The 17,965-nt window shown below is 67.2% G+C and carries 16 protein-coding genes; 7 read left to right on the forward strand and 9 right to left on the reverse strand.

Annotated elements, in window-relative coordinates:
* The first annotated feature begins 8 nt into the window (after nt 1–8).
* Nucleotides 9–1,619: an acyl-CoA synthetase gene (locus ROP_RS23670; RefSeq protein ID WP_015888536.1), complete on the forward strand. Its 1,611-nt coding sequence runs from the start codon at nt 9–11 to the stop codon at nt 1,617–1,619.
* Nucleotides 1,620–1,662: 43 nt separating this feature from the next.
* On the opposite strand, the gene ROP_RS23675 is transcribed toward ROP_RS23670, so the two are convergent.
* From ROP_RS23675 to ROP_RS23685, 3 genes are all read right to left on the reverse strand, one after another.
* Entirely contained in the window at nt 1,663–2,328 is a 666-nt protein-coding gene (locus ROP_RS23675; protein WP_015888537.1) for a GNAT family N-acetyltransferase, read from the reverse strand.
* Nucleotides 2,329–2,429: 101 nt separating this feature from the next.
* A complete protein-coding gene (locus ROP_RS23680) occupies nt 2,430–2,939 on the reverse strand; it encodes a nitroreductase family deazaflavin-dependent oxidoreductase (protein ID WP_015888538.1) in 510 nt (169 codons plus the stop codon).
* Nucleotides 2,940–2,947: 8 nt separating this feature from the next.
* The gene (locus ROP_RS23685) at nt 2,948–4,111 is read right to left on the reverse strand and encodes a steroid 3-ketoacyl-CoA thiolase (protein WP_015888539.1); all 1,164 of its coding nucleotides are present in this window, start codon (nt 4,109–4,111) and stop codon (nt 2,948–2,950) included.
* 160 nt (nt 4,112–4,271) lie between these two features.
* On the opposite strand from ROP_RS23685, the gene ROP_RS23690 reads away from it, so the two are divergent.
* Together ROP_RS23690 and ROP_RS23695 are read left to right on the forward strand one after the other, a co-directional pair.
* Entirely contained in the window at nt 4,272–5,528 is a 1,257-nt protein-coding gene (locus ROP_RS23690; protein ID WP_015888540.1) for a cytochrome P450, read from the forward strand.
* A gap of 166 nt (nt 5,529–5,694) precedes the next feature.
* Complete coding sequence (locus tag ROP_RS23695; RefSeq protein WP_050785226.1) at nt 5,695–7,203, forward strand: protein adenylyltransferase SelO; 1,509 nt, start codon at nt 5,695–5,697, stop codon at nt 7,201–7,203.
* 52 nt (nt 7,204–7,255) lie between these two features.
* On the opposite strand, the gene ROP_RS23700 is transcribed toward ROP_RS23695, so the two are convergent.
* From ROP_RS23700 to ROP_RS23720, 5 genes are read right to left on the reverse strand one after another with little or no spacing between them, the layout of a single operon-like run.
* Entirely contained in the window at nt 7,256–7,669 is a 414-nt protein-coding gene (locus ROP_RS23700) for a nuclear transport factor 2 family protein (RefSeq protein WP_015888542.1), read from the reverse strand.
* Between the two features lie 11 nt (nt 7,670–7,680).
* Entirely contained in the window at nt 7,681–8,544 is an 864-nt protein-coding gene (locus tag ROP_RS23705) for a TIGR03619 family F420-dependent LLM class oxidoreductase (protein ID WP_015888543.1), read from the reverse strand.
* A gap of 17 nt (nt 8,545–8,561) precedes the next feature.
* A complete protein-coding gene (locus tag ROP_RS23710; protein WP_015888544.1) occupies nt 8,562–9,737 on the reverse strand; it encodes a thiolase domain-containing protein in 1,176 nt (391 codons plus the stop codon).
* Nucleotides 9,737–10,801, reverse strand: coding sequence for a thiolase domain-containing protein (locus ROP_RS23715; RefSeq protein WP_015888545.1), 1,065 nt, complete (start codon nt 10,799–10,801; stop codon nt 9,737–9,739). Before ROP_RS23715 ends, ROP_RS23710 begins: the two co-directional genes overlap by 1 nt.
* Before the next feature lie 12 nt (nt 10,802–10,813).
* A complete protein-coding gene (locus tag ROP_RS23720; protein WP_043825217.1) occupies nt 10,814–11,794 on the reverse strand; it encodes a Zn-ribbon domain-containing OB-fold protein in 981 nt (326 codons plus the stop codon).
* A 79-nt stretch (nt 11,795–11,873) separates the two neighbouring features.
* On the opposite strand from ROP_RS23720, the gene ROP_RS23725 reads away from it, so the two are divergent.
* Nucleotides 11,874–12,911: an LLM class F420-dependent oxidoreductase gene (locus ROP_RS23725; protein WP_015888547.1), complete on the forward strand. Its 1,038-nt coding sequence runs from the start codon at nt 11,874–11,876 to the stop codon at nt 12,909–12,911.
* Nucleotides 12,912–13,171: 260 nt separating this feature from the next.
* On the forward strand, nt 13,172–14,119 hold the full coding sequence (locus tag ROP_RS23730) for a hypothetical protein (protein ID WP_015888548.1): 948 nt from the start codon (nt 13,172–13,174) through the stop codon (nt 14,117–14,119).
* 133 nt (nt 14,120–14,252) lie between these two features.
* Here the strand turns inward: ROP_RS23730 and ROP_RS23735 are convergent, their stop codons facing one another.
* On the reverse strand, nt 14,253–15,077 hold the full coding sequence (locus ROP_RS23735) for a crotonase/enoyl-CoA hydratase family protein (RefSeq protein WP_015888549.1): 825 nt from the start codon (nt 15,075–15,077) through the stop codon (nt 14,253–14,255).
* Nucleotides 15,078–15,156: 79 nt separating this feature from the next.
* Here ROP_RS23735 and ROP_RS23740 point away from each other — a divergent pair, with 79 nt between their 5' ends.
* Nucleotides 15,157–16,824 carry an acyl-CoA synthetase gene (locus tag ROP_RS23740; RefSeq protein WP_015888550.1) on the forward strand — a complete coding sequence of 556 codons (1,668 nt, stop codon included), beginning with the start codon at nt 15,157–15,159 and terminating at the stop codon, nt 16,822–16,824.
* Nucleotides 16,825–17,940: an NAD(P)H-dependent flavin oxidoreductase gene (locus ROP_RS23745; RefSeq protein ID WP_015888551.1), complete on the forward strand. Its 1,116-nt coding sequence runs from the start codon at nt 16,825–16,827 to the stop codon at nt 17,938–17,940.
* The last annotated feature ends 25 nt before the right edge of the window (nt 17,941–17,965 follow it).

Below are 17,965 nucleotides of genomic sequence, written 5' to 3' on the forward strand. Positions count from 1 at the left end.
ACACTCCCGTGGCCTACAACCTGGCAGACCTGTTCGAGCACTCCGTCGACGTGATGCCGGAGCGGGTGGCACTGATCTGCGGCGCTCGCCGCGTCACGTACCGGGATTTGGAGGACCGCGCCAACCGGCTGGCCCACCACTTCCTGGACGCGGGGCTGACCGCCGGTTCCCACGTCGGCGTCCACCTGCACAACTCCATCGAGACCATGGAGACGCTGCTGGCGGCGTACAAGATTCGTGCGGTGCCGGTGAACATCAATTACCGGTACACCAGCGACGAACTCGCCTACGTGTACGGCAACGCGGAACTCGACGCGGTGGTCCACCACCGGATCTACTCCCCGCGCATCGCGGAGGTCCTGCCCTCGCTGCCGAGGATCCGGCACACCGTCGTCGTCGAGGACGATCTCGGCGGCGCCGGTCTGCCCAGCGACTCGGTCCCGTACGAGGAGGCGCTGTCCGGCAGCGGCGACCGCGACTTCGGGGAGCGCAGCGCCGACGACCTGTTCATCATGTACACCGGCGGCACCACCGGACGTCCGAAAGGTGTGGTGTGGACGCACGAGGCGATCTGGCGCGTCCTCGCCGGTGGTCTGGACTTCTACACCGGTGAGGCGATCGACGACGAGTTCCAGCAGTCGCGGGTCGGCTCGCAGGGTGAGCCGACGCTCTGGTTCGCGCTGCCGCCGCTGATCCACGCCGCCGCGATGATGCCGACGTTCACCGCGCTGTTCAGCGGAAACACGGTGCTGCTGGAATCGAAGTTCGACGCCGACCGGACGTGGGAGCTGGTCGAGCGGCACCGGGTGCAGATCCTCATCATCACCGGCGACGCGATGGGTCGGCCCCTGATCGAGGCCCTCGACCCGGCCCGGACCGACACGTCGAGCCTCGGTGTCGTCGCGTCGGGCGCCGCACTGTTCTCCCCGGTGATCAAGGACGCGTTCCTCGACGCCTTCCCGGGGCTGCTGGTGTCCGATTCGATCGGTGCGTCCGAGACCGGTTTCGGGGGAATCGGATTCGCGACCAAGGGGGAGACGCAGGTGGGTGGTCCCCGGGTGCCGGCGGGGCGGTACGCGCTGGTGATCGACGACGCGGGTCGTCCCGTCGAACCCGGCTCCGGGATCGACGGCTGGTTCGCCAAGGGCGGGTACGTTCCGCTCGGGTACTACAACGACCCGGAGAAGACCCGGGAGATCTTCCGGGAGGTCGACGGTCGATCGGTCGTCGTCACCGGTGACCGCGCGCGGATCGAGGCCGACGGATCCATCACCCTGCTCGGTCGCGGCAACATGGTGATCAACACCGGTGGCGAGAAGGTGTTCGCCGAAGAAGTCGAGAGCGCGATGAAGGCGTACCGCGACGTCTACGACGCCATCGTGGTCGGCGTCCCCGACGAGCGGTGGGGGCACCGGGTCTCCGCGGTCGTGCAGGCGCGCGACGGCCGGGGCGTCGACTTCGCCGGCCTCGAGGACCACGTGCGGCAGAGTCTGGCCGGCTACAAGATTCCGCGGCTGTTGTGGGTGGAGGAGACCGTGCAGCGCACGCCCAGTGGCAAACCCGACTACCGCTGGGCCCAGGGCGTCACCAAGCAGCGCGACCCCGACCACCGCACGTGAGTGGCAAAGTGTGCTCGCGCACGCTTTGCCACTCACCTGGGGGTCAGGCGGGAGCGCGGACGACCAGGACCGTTCCCGGGAACTCCGCGGCGAGTTCCTGACGACTGTGCTTCACGGCCGCGGTGCCGTAGCCCTTCTTCCGGGCGTCGGGGGAGATCCAGATCGCGACGTCGACCTCGCGCCCGGACAACTCGCCGAACACCATGCCGACGGCCGTGTTCGCCTCGGTGTCCTCACACACGAACCACGCCGCGGACTCGTCGTCGACCCGGCTCAGGCCCTCCGCACGCTCCTTCTCGACCCGCTCCTCGGACCACTGCGCGCCCGCGTCGTCGACCTGCTCGACGCAGCGGCGCCGGAACAGTGCGGCGTCCTCCTCGGTCTGCGTGAACGGGCGGAGACGGAAATTCCGGCCGGTGCTCGCCGGCCGATCGCTCGCGGTCCATTCCAGCGTGGCATCGAGGTCTTTCAGTTCCGTCTGGATGCGCAGCCGCTCGACCTTGGTGAGCCGCCGGAACGTCAGGTTGAGGACGGCCTCCGCGTACGCCTCGGTGGTGTCGAGGAGTCCGGCGACGGTGGTGAGGGCCTCGGCGTGGTCCTCACTGTCGACGATGGCGTCGAGAACCGCATGGCGCTGCTCGAGTGCGCGCAGCAGGACCGCGGTGAGCTCGCGACGGTCGTGGATCCGATCTTGAACCTGTGTACTCATGTCTGCAATTCCTCGCCCTCGGCCGTCCTACAAGTCCGTACGCGTCAATACTGCAAGAAGTGCTCCGGCATGGCACCCGTTACCCGACGGTACATACAGTTCTATCGGGGCGTGCAGACGACGACGGGGATCGTGCGGTCCGTCCAGGCCTGGTAATTGTCGAAGTCCGCGTACATGTCGACGAGCCGCGGCCACAGGCGCGCGCGTTCCCCGGGATCCGCCACCTGGGCGGTCATCGGGCGGACCCGCGACTTCACCTGGACGGTCACCTGCGGGTTCGCGCGCAGGTTGAGGTACCACATCGGGTGCTTCGGGAGGCCGCCCTGCGACGCGACGAGGACGATGCGGTCGCCGTCCTCGAGGAACAACAGCGGGCTGATCCGGGGGTCGCCGCTCTTGCGTCCGGTGGTCGTGAGCAGGCAGACGGGCAGACCGCGAGGGAACGCGCTGCCGACCCGCCACTTGCTGCCCAGTCGCCCGCCCGTCCGCCGGTACAGGACGACGTTGATCTTCGACATCCACTTGATGAAGGAGACCGTCCACCTCGAGTCGAGGCCCGGCGGTCGAGCGGAGCGAGGGGAATCTGGCTCGGGTCGAGCGGGGGCATTCATCGGCGGGTCTAGATCCGCTCGATGATGGTGCCGGTGGCGAGTGCTCCGCCGGCGCACATCGTGATCAGTGCCGTCGACCCGTCGGTGCGCTCGAGTTCGTGCAGCGCCGTGGTGATGAGCCGGGACCCGGTGCTGCCCACGGGGTGTCCGAGCGCGAGCGCTCCGCCGTTGACGTTGACCCTGTCCATGTCGGGCTGGTGTACTGAGGCCCACGACAGCAGGACCGACGCGAAGGCCTCGTTCACCTCGAACAGGTCGAGGTCGCCGATCTTCATGCCGCTGCGTTCGAGGACGCGTGCGGTGGCCTGGACGGGTCCGTCGAGGTGGAATTCGGGTTCGGAACCGACGAGCGCCTGGGAGATGATGCGAGCCCGAGGTTTCAGGCCGAGGGCGCGCGCCCTGGCCTCGTCCATCAGCATGACGGCGGCGGCGCCGTCGGAGATCTGCGACGACGTGCCCGCGGTGTGGATGCCGCCCTCGAGTACGGGCTTCAGCCTGGCGAGGGACTCCGCGGTGGTGTCGCGCAGACCCTGATCGCGGCTGACGACCCGGGTTTCCCCGGTGAGGTTGCCGTCCTTGTCCACGACGGGTGCCGTCACCTGCAGCACCTCCCGGTCGAATCGTCCTTCGTCCCACGCCTGCTTGGCGCGTGCCTGCGAACGCACCCCGAGAGCCTCGACGTCGGCGCGGGTGATTCCGCGGCGGCGGGCGATACGCTCGGCGGCCTCGAACTGATTGGGCATGTCGATGTCCCAGTCGGCGGGCCTGCGGGGGCCGGCGTTCTCCCCGACGTTCGCCCCGAGCGGCACCTGGCTCATGGCCTCGATGCCGCAGGCGATTCCGACGTCGATCGCGTCCGTGGCGATCAGGCCCGCGATCAGATGGTTGGCCTGCTGGGCGGAGCCGCACTGGCAGTCGATCGTGGTGGCGCCGACCTGCCAGGGCAGTCCGGCGTGCAGCCATGCGGTGCGGGTGATGTTGTTCGATTGCGCACCGGCCTGGGTGACGCAACCGCCGATCACCTGCTCCACCAGTTCGGGGTCGATGCCCGAGCGGTCGAGGATGCCCCGCTGAGCGGCGCCGAGGATCTCGGCGGCGTGCAATCCGGACAGCCAGCCACCGCGCTTTCCGATGGGGGTGCGAACTGCCTCGACGATGACGGGTGTGCCCACGGCGGGCTCCTTTCCTTGTTCTCAGAAAATAGAACAGGTTCTGCTATCTGGGCAAGGTCTGAATAAGCTTCCCTTTGCTCGTCGCCCGGCTTGTGCTTCAATGCTAGTAGAACGTGTTCCACATCACTGAGTGGTGTATGGCCTAGGGCAGGAGACAGCAGTGGCGCAGCCCAATCTTCCAGAGGGTTTCGACTTCACCGACCCGGACATCTACGCAGAACGCATCCCCTACCAGGAGTTCGCCGAACTGCGGAAGACTGCGCCGATCTGGTGGAACCCGCAGCCGCCGGAGATCGGTGGCTACCACGACGACGGCTACTGGGTCGTCAGCAAGCTCGAGGACGTCAAGGAGGTGTCGCGGCGCAGCGACGTCTTCTCCACCCACGAGAACACCGCGATCGTGCGCTTCGCCGACGACATCCCGCGTGAGAACATCGAGATGCAGCGGTTCATCCTCATCAACAAGGACGCGCCCGAGCACACCAAACTCCGCAAACTCGTCTCCCGCGGCTTCACACCCCGCGCGATCAACAGCCTGCGCGAAGAACTCACCGAGCGCGCCGAGAAGATCGTCAAGGACGCAGCGGCATCGGGCGCAGGCGACTTCGTCACCCAGGTGGCGTGTGAACTCCCGCTGCAGGCGATCGCCGAACTGCTGGGTGTGCCGCAGGAGGATCGACAGAAGGTGTTCGACTGGTCGAATCAGATGACGGGCTACGACGACCCCGAACTGGACATCGACCCGCAGGCCGCATCGATGGAGATTCTCGGCTACGCGTACCAGATGGCGGACGAGCGCAAGAAGTGCCCCGCCGAAGACATCGTCACGACGCTGATCGAAGCGGACATCGACGGAAATGAGCTCTCTCCCGAGGAATTCGGCTTCTTCGTGATCCTGCTGGCGGTCGCCGGCAACGAGACCACCCGCAATGCCATCACGCACGGCATGATCGCGTTTCTCGACCATCCCGATCAGTGGGAGCTCTACAAGAAGGAGCGTCCCAAGACGGCGGCCGACGAGATCGTCCGGTGGGCGACCCCGGTCAACTCGTTCCAGCGCACCGCACTGGAAGACACCGAGCTCGGCGGCGTGCAGATCAAGAAGGGCCAGCGAGTCGTAATGCTGTACGGCTCCGCCAATTTCGACGAGGACGCGTTCGAGAATCCGGAGACGTTCGACATCCTGCGGGAGAACAACCCGCACGTGGGATTCGGTGGCACGGGCGCCCATTTCTGCCTCGGCGCCAACCTGGCGCGCCTCGAGATCGACCTGATCTTCAATGCGATTGCGGATCACCTGCCCGATATCAGTAAGCTGGGAGATCCGCGCCGGTTGCGCTCGGGCTGGCTCAACGGTATCAAAGAGTTTCAGGTCGATTACAAGACTGCGTCAGGCGGTTGCCCGGTCAGACACTGACCCCCTGATTCAGCGGCGTCGGAGGGCACCCTCATCCTCTCCGACGCCGCTGTTCCCTTTCTGGATGCGAATGCAAGCCGGCGGAACCGCGCAGCCCACCGCCCTCGGCGCCTTCCCGGCCGTCTCACGATCCGACTCGGGTTCGTGCGGCCGCTATCCTCGAGTGATGGTGGCAATCCCGGATTCGGCAGTGGGTACGAACACAACGTTGCCCGGCCTCGAGAGCACGTTCGCCGATGAGCTGGGCGCCCTCACGGTGCCGTGGCGAGGTGCGGACGTGGCTGACCCGCGGTTGCTCGTGTTCAACGATCAGCTTGCGGCGTCGATGCGGTTGGACGCGGCGGCACTGCGCAGCGGGGACGGGGTCGCGGTCCTGTCCGGATCGGCGACGCCCGCCGGCGCCAAGCCGGTCGCGATGGCGTACGCGGGTCATCAGTTCGGTGGGTATGTACCGTTGCTCGGGGATGGTCGGGCATTGCTGCTCGGCGAGCTGGTGAACGACGACGGCCGGCGAGTGGATCTGCATCTCAAGGGCTCGGGGCGCACGCCGTTTTCGCGGGGTGGCGACGGGTTCGCAGTGGTCGGGCCGATGTTGCGCGAGTATCTGGTCAGCGAGGCGATGCATGCCCTCGGCATCCCGACCACCCGCGCGCTGTCGGTGGTCGCGACGGGTCGGCAGGTTCTCCGGGGCGGTGCCGAGCCTGGTGCCGTGCTCGCCCGCGTCGGGTCCAGCCATCTGCGGGTGGGGACCTTCGAGTACGCGGTCCGGCAGGGTGCGGTGTTGGCGCCGCTCGCCGACTACGCGATCGCCCGCCACTACCCGGAGCTGATCGACCGGCCGGCGACGGGGGAGAGCTCACGCTACGTGGCGTTCTTCGAGGCGGTGGTCGAGGCGCAGGCGTCGCTGGTGGCGCAGTGGATGCTCACCGGATTCGTGCACGGGGTGATGAACACCGACAACACGACCATTTCCGGGGAGACGATCGACTACGGTCCGTGCGCCTTCCTCGACGCGTTCGATCCGGCCGCGGTGTTCAGTTCGATCGACCACGGCGGGCGTTATGCGTTCGGCAATCAGCCCGCGGTGCTGAAGTGGAATCTCGCGCGCTTGGCGGAGACGTTGCTGACGCTGATCGATTCCACGCCGGATGACGCGATCGCGGCGGTGTCGGCAGTTCTCGACACCTTCGACGCGCGATACGACGCCCACTGGACGGCGGGTATGGCGGCCAAGCTCGGTGTGGCGGGTGGGCCCGTCGATCGCACGTTGGTCGACGATCTGCTGACGCTGATGACCGAGCGCGGTGCCGATTGGACGGGCAGCTTCCGTGCTCTCGCGGACGAACTCCGCGGAAATCCGGTTCCGCTCGACGGTCTCGTCCCGCGCGAGCACATCGGTCCGTGGTTGCAGCGGTGGCGCGGTGTCGTGGAGCGGCAGGGGCGCGCCGCGGTTCAGGTTGCGGACGCGATGGACTGCGTCAACCCGGTGTACATTCCGCGCAATCATCAGCTCGATGCCGCGTTACGCGCCGCGACCGACGGGGAGCTCGCACCGTTCGAGAAGTTGCTCGAGGTTGTCACGCATCCGTTCGACCGCCGCGACGAGTGGTCCGACTACACCACCCCCGCCCCGCGGGTGTTCAGCGAGACGTTCCAAACCTTCTGCGGCACATAGTGTTGCGTGCTCGGGGCGGAACTCCGTGTCGAGTGCGCTGCGTCCGAACCGCTCAGACCTTGCGCAAAGTCTTCATCGCCCTCTCGACCTCCCAGAAGGCCCGCAGCGACGTGATCTTGCCTTCGTCGTTCACCCGGTAGACGAACACGCCCTCGGCGTCGATCTGCGATCCTGCCACCGTGGACCGGATGGTCCCGATGTTCACGTTCTCGTTGCCGCAGACCAGTGAATCGGTGATGAGGAATTCGAGCGATTCGGTGGTGGCGATCGTCATGTCGTAGAACCGGGAGATGGCGTCGAGGCCGTGATGACCCTTTCCTTCGGGGTCGAAACCCGAAGGGCCGACGGGATCTTCGACGCACGCGTCCTCGGCAAACAGGGCCAGCCACTCGTCCTTGCGCCTGCCGCTGGCCGCCTCGCGGGACGCCTGCCCGGCGAGGCGGGCCGGATGGTCGGTCGTCGTCATGTTCTTCGCTCCTATCCGATGTACTGGTCGGCGAACTTGCGCAGCGACTCCTGCTTGGCCTCGAGCGGTCCGTCGAAGCCGATGCCGTCGAACACCCACGGGACGACGATCGTGTCGGTCACCCCGGCGTCCGCCAATTCGGCGTAGCCGTCCGTGCCGAAACGGTCGATGCAGACGGTCTGGATCTCGTAGGGCAGATCGGCTCGGCCGTACTCCTCGCGGAGTTCCCGCAATCGCGCGATGACCTGGACGAGATCGTCGAACTTGATCATCGCCGACGTCCAGCCGTCGCCCACCCGGGCAGCACGGCGCAGGGCCACATCGGTGTGCCCGCCGACGTAGAACGGCACCGGCTTCGTCGGAGCCGGGCTCATCTGCAGGCGATCGAAGTCGTAGAACTTCCCGTGATACTCGACCATCCCGCCGCCGAGAATCAGCTTGATGACGTCGATCATCTCGTCCACGCGCGCACCGCGCTTCGCGTACGGCACCCCGCACCATTCGAATTCCTCCGGTGCCCAGCCGATCCCGACTCCGAACCCGAACCGGTTCCCGATCAGGTTCGCCACCGATCCCACCTGGCGGGCCAGGAGCACCGGGTTGCGGGACCCCAGCTTGAGGACCTGGGTGTAGAACTCGATCTTCGACGTCACCGCGCCCATCGCGGCCGCCGCGATCAGCGGATCCACCCACGGCGTCTCCTCGGTCCACATCCGCGAGCCGTCCGGTGTGTACGGGTAGTCGGCGCTCTGCCTCTCCATGAAGAACAGCGAGTCGGGGAGTGCGATGGACGAGAAACCGCACTCCTCGGCTGTTTTCGCGAGAGCCGGCAACTGGTCGAGGGGATTCATGGCGATGCCGACGGTGAATTTCACTGGTGACGTCCCTACTGTTAGTTGTTCGGCCGGTCGGATCCGACCACCCACATCGAGAAGTACTGCGATCCGCCGCCGTAGGCGTGGCCGAGTGCCTTGCGTGCGTCCTTCACCTGATGGTCGCCTGCCCGGTGCATCACCTGCATCGCCGCCTCGGCGAACCGGATCATCCCGGAGGCGCCGATGGGGTTGGACGACAGGACGCCGCCGGACGCGTTGAGCGGGAGCCGGCCGCCGATGGCCGTCTCACCCGCCTCGGTCAGCTTCCAGCCCTCGCCCTCGGCGACGAAGCCCAGATTCTCGAGCCACATCGGTTCGAACCAGGAGAAGGGGACGTAGATTTCGGCGACGTCGATCTCGTCGAGCGGATCCTTGATGCCCGCGGCCTTCCACAGTGCGGCCGAAGCGTCCCGGCCGGCCTGCGGATTCACCTGGTCGCGTCCGGCGAAGGTGGTGGGCTCGGTGCGCATCGCGGTCGCGTGAATCCAGGCCACCTCACGGCCGTCCGCGACGACCTGCTCGGCGGCCTCCTCGTTGCCGATCACCAGCGCGCAGGCGCCGTCCGAGGAGGGGCAGGTCTCGTCGTAGCGGATGGGATCCCACAGCATCTGAGAGGCCTGCACGGATTCGAGGGTGATGTCGGGTTGCCTGAGGTGGGCGTACGGGTTGAGGCTGCCGTTCAGCCGGTCCTTCACGGCCACCATGGCGCCGATGTGATCGGGTGCGCCGGACCGCCGGATGTACGAGCGGACGTGCGGCGCGAAGTATCCGCCCGCGCCGGCGCCGACCGGCATGTGGAACGGAATCGGCGTCGACAGGGCCCACATGGCGTTCGACTCGGACTGCTTTTCCCACGCGACCGTCAGCACCCGCTTGTGCACCCCCGACTTCACGAGGCTCGACGCCACGCACGCGGTCGATCCACCGACCGAGCCCGCCGTGTGCACACGCAGGAGCGGTTTGCCGTTGGCGCCCAGTGCGTCCGACATCGCGAGCTCCGGCATCATCGACCCCTCGAACAGGTCGGGGGCCTTCCCGATCACGACGGCGTCGATGTCGTCCCAGCCCACCCGCGCGTCTTCCATCGCGCGGTCGATCGCCTCGCGTACCAGACCGGACATGGACACGTCGTGCCGTTTCGCCACGTAATGGGTCTGACCGGTGCCCAGTACGGCGGCCAATTGATTCGCCATCAGTTGCGTCCCTCCAAGACTGCGACCAGATTCTGTTGCAGCACAGCTCCACTCGTGGCGTGCGCCAGCGTGCGCCCGGCGTTGCCGTCCATGATGGCCTTGGCTGCGTAACCTATGCGTTCCAGACCTGCCGAGAACATCGGGTTCCCGCTCAGCGGGCCGCCCGACGGGTTGATCGTCGTCGCGTCGGACAGTCCGATGGCCTCGCGCAGGATCAGCTCCTGATGGGTGAACGGTCCGTGCAGTTCGGCCACGTCGATTCCGCCGACGTCCCCGCCGGTGGCGGCGCGGGCGGAGGCGGTCGTCGACGGCGACACCGTGAGGTCGCGGGCGCCGAAGTTCGGGGAGTCGATCCGATGCTCGATGCCGGTGATCCACGCCGGCCGCTCGCACAGCTCACGCGCGCGGTCGCCGGACGCGAGCACGACCGCGGCGGCACCGTCGGTGATCGGTGCGCAGTCGTGGGCGCGCAACGGGTCCGCGACGAACGGGCTGGCGAGGAGTTCGTTGATGTCCACGTGTCCCGACAGCTGCGTGTTCGGATTGCTCTCCGCCGCGGCCCGGCTGCGCGCGGCCACGGCCGCCATCTCCTCGGACGTCCACTTCCCGGCGTCCAGCCCGAGGCGGGCCTGCAGTCCGGCGAGCGACACCGAGTCCAGAGCAAGTGGCGTGACCAGGTAGGGGTCGAGTTGCATCGACAGGATCTTGCGCAGGTTGCCCGCCGACGACTTGCCGAAACCGTAGACCAGCGCGGTGTCGACCTCGCCGGTCATGATCTTGATCCAGGCCTCGTAGAACGCCCAGGCCGCGTCCATCTCGACGTGCGACTCGTTGATCGGCGGAACCGCCCCGATCGAGTCGACGGCGGAGATGAAGGAGAACGCACGGCCGGCGAGGTAGTCGGAGGAGCCGGAGCACCAGAAACCAATGTCGGACTTGGTGATCCCGAGCTCTTCGTACAGCAGCTGGAAACAGGGAACCAGCATCTCGACGCCGTTGGTGGTGCCGGTGGTCTCACGCACGTGTGGTGCGTGCGCGAACCCGACGACTGCGATATCTGTCATTGTTCCGCGCCCTCACAGGTGGTGTTTGTAGGTGTCGTACTCGGCGTCGGGCTCGCCCGTCGGCCTGAAGTACTCGATGTTCTCGAGGGTGTAGCCCCACTCCTCGCGGGGCTTCCACTTGGCCTCCACGCGCATGCCCATCCGCACGTCGGCAGCGTCGCAGTCGAGGATCAGGTGCAGAAACGCGATGTCCGCGCCGTCGAGCAGCACGTAGGCGGCGACGTACGGCGGCTTGATCCGCTGCCCGAGGAACGGAACGTTCACGATGCAGAACGTCGTGACGATGCCCGTGTCCGGCAGTTCCACCTGCTCCTTCGTCGGGATGCCGTCGGTGGGGTTGGCGCTGCGCGGCGGGATGTACACCTTGCCGCCCGGCCCGGTGCGGCCGCCGATCAGCTTGCCCGCCTTCAGCCCTCGGAGATAGTAGCTCTCCTCGGCGGAGGCGGAATGCATGTAGTCGAGGTCGACCGGCGTCGTGATCATCGTGACCGGTTCCGATTCCGTCGACGGTTCGGGTGCGCCCGCCGACTCCCCGGGCTCGAAGCACACGATGTCCTGGATGTGCCCGGCGCGCTCCTGCGCCCAGCGCGCCCGAACCCGCATGCCCGTGCTCATCCCGGCGGGGGAGGGGACGTCCACGGCGTGAACCATGGAGGTGTCGGCGCCGTCCAGCTTGATCAGCGCCCACGCGAACGGGGAGGTGAGTGGCTGTCCGGCAATCGGTTCCGGCATCCACGTCCAGCTCACCACGGTCCCGGCGTCGGACACCCCGACGAAGTCGGTGAGGGGTTCGGCGGTGGTGGGGTCGAATTCGGGCGGGGGGACGTAGACGCGCCCGTCCGAGCCGCGGGCGCCGATGACCTTGCGGTCGCGCAGCGCGGTCACGAACGCTCCGATGGTCGGACCCACCGATCGGGTGTAGTCGAATTGAAGTTTCAGCGGGGCGCTCAACGGTTCGTTCGAGAATTTTTCGGCCACCGCGCTCTTTCCCATGCTCACAACTTCGAGTAGAACAGGTTCTAGTGTTTGTGGCAAGGGTCACTTCTGACGACGGTCGATGCGGAGGCACATCATGAAGCTCGGGTTGCAACTGGGGTACTGGGGCGCACAGCCGCCGGCGAATGCCCCGGAGTTGATCGCCGCGGCCGAGGCCGAAGGATTCGACGCCGTCTTCGCCGCCGAATCGTGGGGATCCGACGCCTTCACCCCCCTCGCCTGGTGGGGGTCGGCCACCGACCGCGTCCGCCTCGGCACCTCCGTCGTCCAGATCTCCGCCCGCACACCCACCAGCACCGCCATGCACGCCCTCACCCTCGACCACCTCAGCGGCGGCCGCGCGATCCTCGGCCTCGGTGTCTCCGGACCGCAGGTCGTCGAGGGGTGGTACGGGCAGCCGTTCACCAAACCGCTCGCCCGCACCCGCGAGTACGTCTCCATCGTCCGCAAGGTGCTGTCGCGGCAGGGGCCCGTCACCAGCGACGGCCCGCACTTCCCGCTGCCCTACACCGGTCCCGGCAGCACCGGCCTCGGGAAACCCCTCAAGCCGATCACCCATCCACTCCGCGCCGACATCCCGATTTGGCTCGGCGCCGAAGGCCCGAAGAATGTCGCGCTCACCGCCGAGATCGCCGACGGCTGGCTCGCGATCTACTACTCACCCCGACTCGCACCCATGTACAACGAATGGCTCGACGAAGGCTTCGCCCGCCCCGGCGCCCGGCGCAGTCGCGAAGACTTCGAAGTCGCCGCCACCTGCCAGGTCATCGTCACCGACGACCGGGACGCCGCCATCGCCGGACTCAAACCGATCACCGCGCTCTACGTCGGCGGCATGGGCGCCCCCGAACTCAACTTCCACGCCCAGGTCTACACCCGCATGGGCTACGGCGAGCAGGTCGAAGAAATCGGCCGCCTCTTCCGCGCAGGCCGCAAAGACGAAGCCGCCGCCGTCGTTCCCGACGAGATGGTCACCGAGACCATGATCATCGGCAACGTCGACGAAGTCCGCGCCGACGTCAAACGCTGGGCCGACGCCGGCGTCACCATGCTCCTCGTCTCCTGCCGCGACGCCGGCCACGTCCGCGAACTCTCCGGGGCGGTCCTCGGCTGACCGCCGCTGACCCCGCTGACCCCCGCCCCCTCACCCCCGCCCCGTTACCCCCGCCCCCTTACCTCCGCCCCCTTACCCCCGCCCTCCCGCGCTCGGGCGTCACCCCGCCTCCCGTCGCGCGCCCCCCGTTTCCGGACGAACGGGACGCTCGTTGCGTCAGATCGAACGAACGTCCCGTTCGTCCCAGCCGGGAAGGTGGGTTATCCACAGGGGGCAGATTCGGCCTGTTGCGACTGGCCCTTCGCTGGCAGCATGAGCTGATGCGACGGGGGAATTGGGGTCAGCGGCCGGAGTTGTTCGATCAGGTAGGGGTGGCCGGCGTCGTCCGGACGTCGGAACTCGAACGCCTCGGGTTGGCTCGATCGACGATCTCGGCGCGGTGTCGGTCGGGTGGACCGTGGCAGCGCCTCCTACCGGGAATCGTGCTTCTCCAGAACGGGCAGCCGTCGTTCCAGCACAGAGTGCTCGCAGCGCTTCTGTTCTGCGGCAGGAACTCGCTTGTCACGGGACGTTCGGCCCTGCGATGTCACGGCTTCGGGAGCTATTCCGGTGACGTGGATGTTCTCGTCGCGGTCGATCGTCGGGTGCAATCCACAGGCTTCGTCAAGGTCGAGCGCACGTCGCGCATGCCTGAGGCCCAGTTGCGCGGAAATATCGCCTGCGCACCGTTGCCGAGGGCCCTACTCGACGCCGCGCGGAGGTGCACGACGCTGGACGCGGCGCGCGCGACGATCGCGGAAGTCGTCCAGCGCGGAGCGGTCACGGCGGAAGAACTCGCCGTCGAACTCGACGCAGGAAGTGGTCGTGGATCAGCCCTCCCGCGAATCGTCCTGCGGGAAATGAAGGCCAACGTTCACTCGGTCGCCGAGGCCAGCGCCCGCCGGTTGTGGCTGCGCAGTGGACTTCCCGAGATGGTGTTCAACAGGAAGATCGTCGACACCGACGGACGATTCATTGCGATGCCGGACGGGTGGATCGACGAGGTCGCGCTCGCGTGGGACATCGATTCGCTCGACTGGCACCTCGCACCTCAGCAGTACAAGCACACCGTGGAGCGGCGGACGCGCATGCAGAACGCCGGCATCATCGTGCTGCCGACCTTGCCGAGCGCTGTCCGCGACAAGCCCGCGCAGGTCATCGCCGACCTGAGGGCTCACTTCGAACTCGCCGCGTCGCGTCCGCGGCCGGGCGTTCGGATGTTGCCCTAGCCGCCCCGCCGCCCGTGGGACGAACGGGACGTTCGTTCGATCTAACGCAACGAGCGTCCCGTTCGTCCGGACGGAGGGGGAGGGGGAGGGGCGGAGGGGCGGAGGGGCGGAGGGGCGGAGGGGAGCCGGCGGGTCAGCGACCCTCGAACTTCGGCGCGCGTTTTTCGGAGAAGGCGCGGGGGCCTTCCTTCGCGTCGGCGGACTTGAAGACCTCGGTGCCGAGGGCGGCGTCGATCTGGAAGGCCTCCTCCTCGTGCATGCCTTCGGTGTCGCGGATGGTCTTCAGGATGGCCTGGACGGCGAGGGGGCCGTTCGCGGCGATGAGGTCGGCGAGTTCGAGGGCCTTGTCGAGGGCCTGACCGTCGGGGACGACGTGCCCGATGAGGCCGATCTCCTTCGCCTCGCGGGCCTTGATGTGGCGTCCGGTGAGCAGGATGTCGGCGGCGACGGTGTACGGGATCTGCCGGACGAGGCGCACGGCGGAGCCGCCGAGCGGGAAGAGTCCCCATTTTGCTTCGGACACACCGAATTTGGCGCTCTCGCCGGCGACGCGGATGTCGGTGCCCTGCAGGATCTCGGTGCCGCCGGCGATGGCGGGACCCTCGACCGCCGCGATGAGGGGTTTGGTGAGGCGCCGTCCCTTGAGCAGCGCCTCGATCTTCGACAGGTCCCAGCCACCTCCGGAAAACGAGTCGCCCGGGTGCTGCGACGTCATGGCCTTGAGGTCGGCGCCCGCGCAGAAGGCACCGCCGGCGCCGGTGAGGATGGCGACCCGGATGTCCGGGTCGGAGTCGACCTGATCCCACGCGTCCTTCATGATCGCCATCATTTCGCCGGACAGCGCGTTCTTTGCCTCGGGGCGGTTCATGGTGACGATCAGAACGTGCCCGCGTTTCTCGACGAGGCAGTGCGGCGACTGTGCCGAAATGTCGGATTTCTCGGTCGTTGTAGAGGACACTGAAGTCTCCCGAAGGGTGTGTGAGCTGGCTCTCAAATTAGGTCTTGCCAGAAACGGTAACACGTTCTACTTTGTTGACGTGGCCCTTAATATCGCAGACCTCGTAGAGCACGCAATCGACCTCGTTCCGGACCGCGTCGCGTTGGTGTCCGACGACCGGGAAGTGACGTACGCGCAGATGGAGGAGAGGGCCAATCGCCTCGGCCACTACCTGCGCGAACAGGGTGTTCGGCCCGGTGACAAGGTGGGCATCTACTGCCGGAACCGCATCGAGGCCATCGAAGCCATGGTGGCGGTCTTCAAGATCCGTGCGGTGATGGTGAACGTCAACTACCGGTACATCGAGAACGAGTTGCAATACATCTTCGACAATTCGGACATGGTCGCGCTCGTTCACGAACGCAGATACGCCGACAAGGTGGCGAACGTACTCCCCGAGACGCCGCTCCTGAAGACCACCGTCGTGGTCGAGGACGGCACCGATCTCGACTACGAGGGGGTCGAATACGAGGCGGCACTGGCGCAGGGTTCTCCCGACCGCGACTTCGGCGAGCGCAGCAACGACGACCTGTACATGCTCTACACCGGCGGCACCACCGGAAAGCCGAAGGGCGTCATGTGGCGTCACGAGGACGTCTGGCGGGTGCTCGGCGGCGGCATCAACTTCATGACCGGGGAATACGTCGAGGACGAGTGGGACCTCGCGAAGCTGGGCGCCGAGAGCCCCGGCATGACCCGTTTCCCGATCCCGCCGATGATCCACGGCGGCAGCCAGTGGGCGGTGTTCCAGAGCCTGTTCGGCGGCGGAAAGTGCGTCATGCACCCGGAATTCGACGGCCACGACGTGTGGCGGATCGTCGATCAGCACAAGGTCAACCTGATCTTCATCACCGGTGACGCGATGGCGCGCCCGATGCTCGACGCGCTGGTGGAAGGCAATACCGCGAGCGGCGAACCCTACGACCTGTCGTCGCTGTTCCTGATGGCGAGTTCGGCGGCGTTGTTCTCACCCAGCATCAAGGAGAAGTACCTCGAACTGCTGCCCAACCGGATGATCACCGACTCCATTGGTTCGTCCGAGACAGGGTTCGGCGGCCTCAGTGTGGTCGCGAAGGGCGACTCGCACGGCGGCGGCCCGACGGTGAAGATCGACGCATCGACGTCCGTCCTCGGCGAGGACGGCAACCCGGTGGAGCCCGGCTCCGGCGTCGTCGGGATCCTGGCGCGAAAGGGGCACATCCCGATCGGCTACTACAAGGACGAAGAGAAGACGAAGGCTACGTTCAAGGAGATCAACGGCATCCGCTACTCCATCCCCGGCGATTTCGCGCAGGTGGAGGCGGACGGCACGGTGACGATGCTCGGCCGCGGCTCGGTGTCCATCAACAGCGGCGGCGAGAAGATCTTCCCCGAGGAGGTCGAGGGCGCACTCAAATCGCATCCCGACGTCTTCGACGCGCTCGTGGTCGGCATTCCCGACGAACGCTTCGGCCAGCGCGTCGCCGCGGTCATCCAGACCCGGGGCGGGGCGCGTCCGAGCCTGCACGAGATCGCCGATGCGGCGCGCAACGAGATCGCGGGATACAAGGTTCCGCGCAGCCTGTGGTTCGTCGACGAGATCAAGCGCTCGCCGGCGGGCAAACCCGACTACCGGTGGGCCAAGGAACAGACCGAGACCCGGCCGGCCGACGACCACAACGGCAACGGCTCGCCCGCAGACGGCACCATGGAAAGCAAAGGCGCGTAGATGCATACGAGTGTGAGCGAGAAGTTCGGCATCGAATACCCGGTCTTCGGGTTCACGCCGTCCGAACACGTGGCGGCGGCGATCTCCCGGGCCGGCGGTCTGGGTGTGCTCGGCTGCGTCCGGTTCAACGATCCCGAGGAACTCGAGGCCGTCCTGTCGTGGATGGACGAGAACACCGACGGCAAGCCGTACGGCGTCGACATCGTGATGCCCGCCAAGATTCCCACCGAGGGCACGTCGGTGGACCTCGAGTCGCTGATCCCCGCGGAACACCGCGCGTTCGTCGACCGCACCCTGTCCGAACTGGGGGTGCCGCCGCTGGATTCGGGTGCCGAACACGCGACCGGTGTGCTCGGCTGGCTGCATTCGGTGGCGCGGTCGCACGTGGACGTCGCGCTGAATCATCGAATTGCGTTGATCGCCAACGCCCTCGGTTCACCCCCGAAGGACGTCATCGACCAGGCGCACGAGAAAGGTGTTCCCGTGGCCGCGCTGGCCGGTGCCGTGGAGCACGCGCGCAGGCACGTCGCGAACGGTGTCGACATCGTCATCGCGCAGGGCTACGAGGCCGGCGGGCACACCGGCGAGATCGCGTCGATGGTGCTGGTGCCCGAGATCGTCGATGCCGTCGGCGATTCCGCCGCCGTGCTCGCGGCCGGTGGTATCGGCAGCGGACGTCAGGTCGCCGCGGCGCTGTCGCTGGGGGCGGGCGGAGTGTGGATGGGGTCGTACTGGCTCACCACGTCCGAGTACAAACTCGGCAGCGCCTCGGCCGAGGGACCGTCCGCGATCCAGCGTGCCCTCCTCGGGGCGACGTCGGCGGACACGGTGCGGTCCCGGATCTACTCGGGCAAGCCCGCGCGCCTGCTCAAGACCAAGTGGACCGACGCCTGGTCGAAGCCGGAGGCGCCGGCACCGCTGCCGATGCCGCTGCAGAATCTGCTGGTCAGCGAGGCGCATCAGCGGATCGCCGCGTCCGAGAACCCGGATGTCGTGGCGATGCCGGTGGGCCAGATCGTCGGCCGGATGAACGAGATCAGGCCGGTGGCCGAGGTGATGGACGAACTGATCAAGGGCTTCGACACGGCGATCTCCCGCCTCGACAGCTTCCGGTAGGTGAGTGGCAAAGCGTGCGCCAGCA

This window comes from Rhodococcus opacus B4, from assembly GCF_000010805.1.
Taxonomy (GTDB): Bacteria; Actinomycetota; Actinomycetes; order Mycobacteriales; family Mycobacteriaceae; genus Rhodococcus_F; species Rhodococcus_F opacus_C.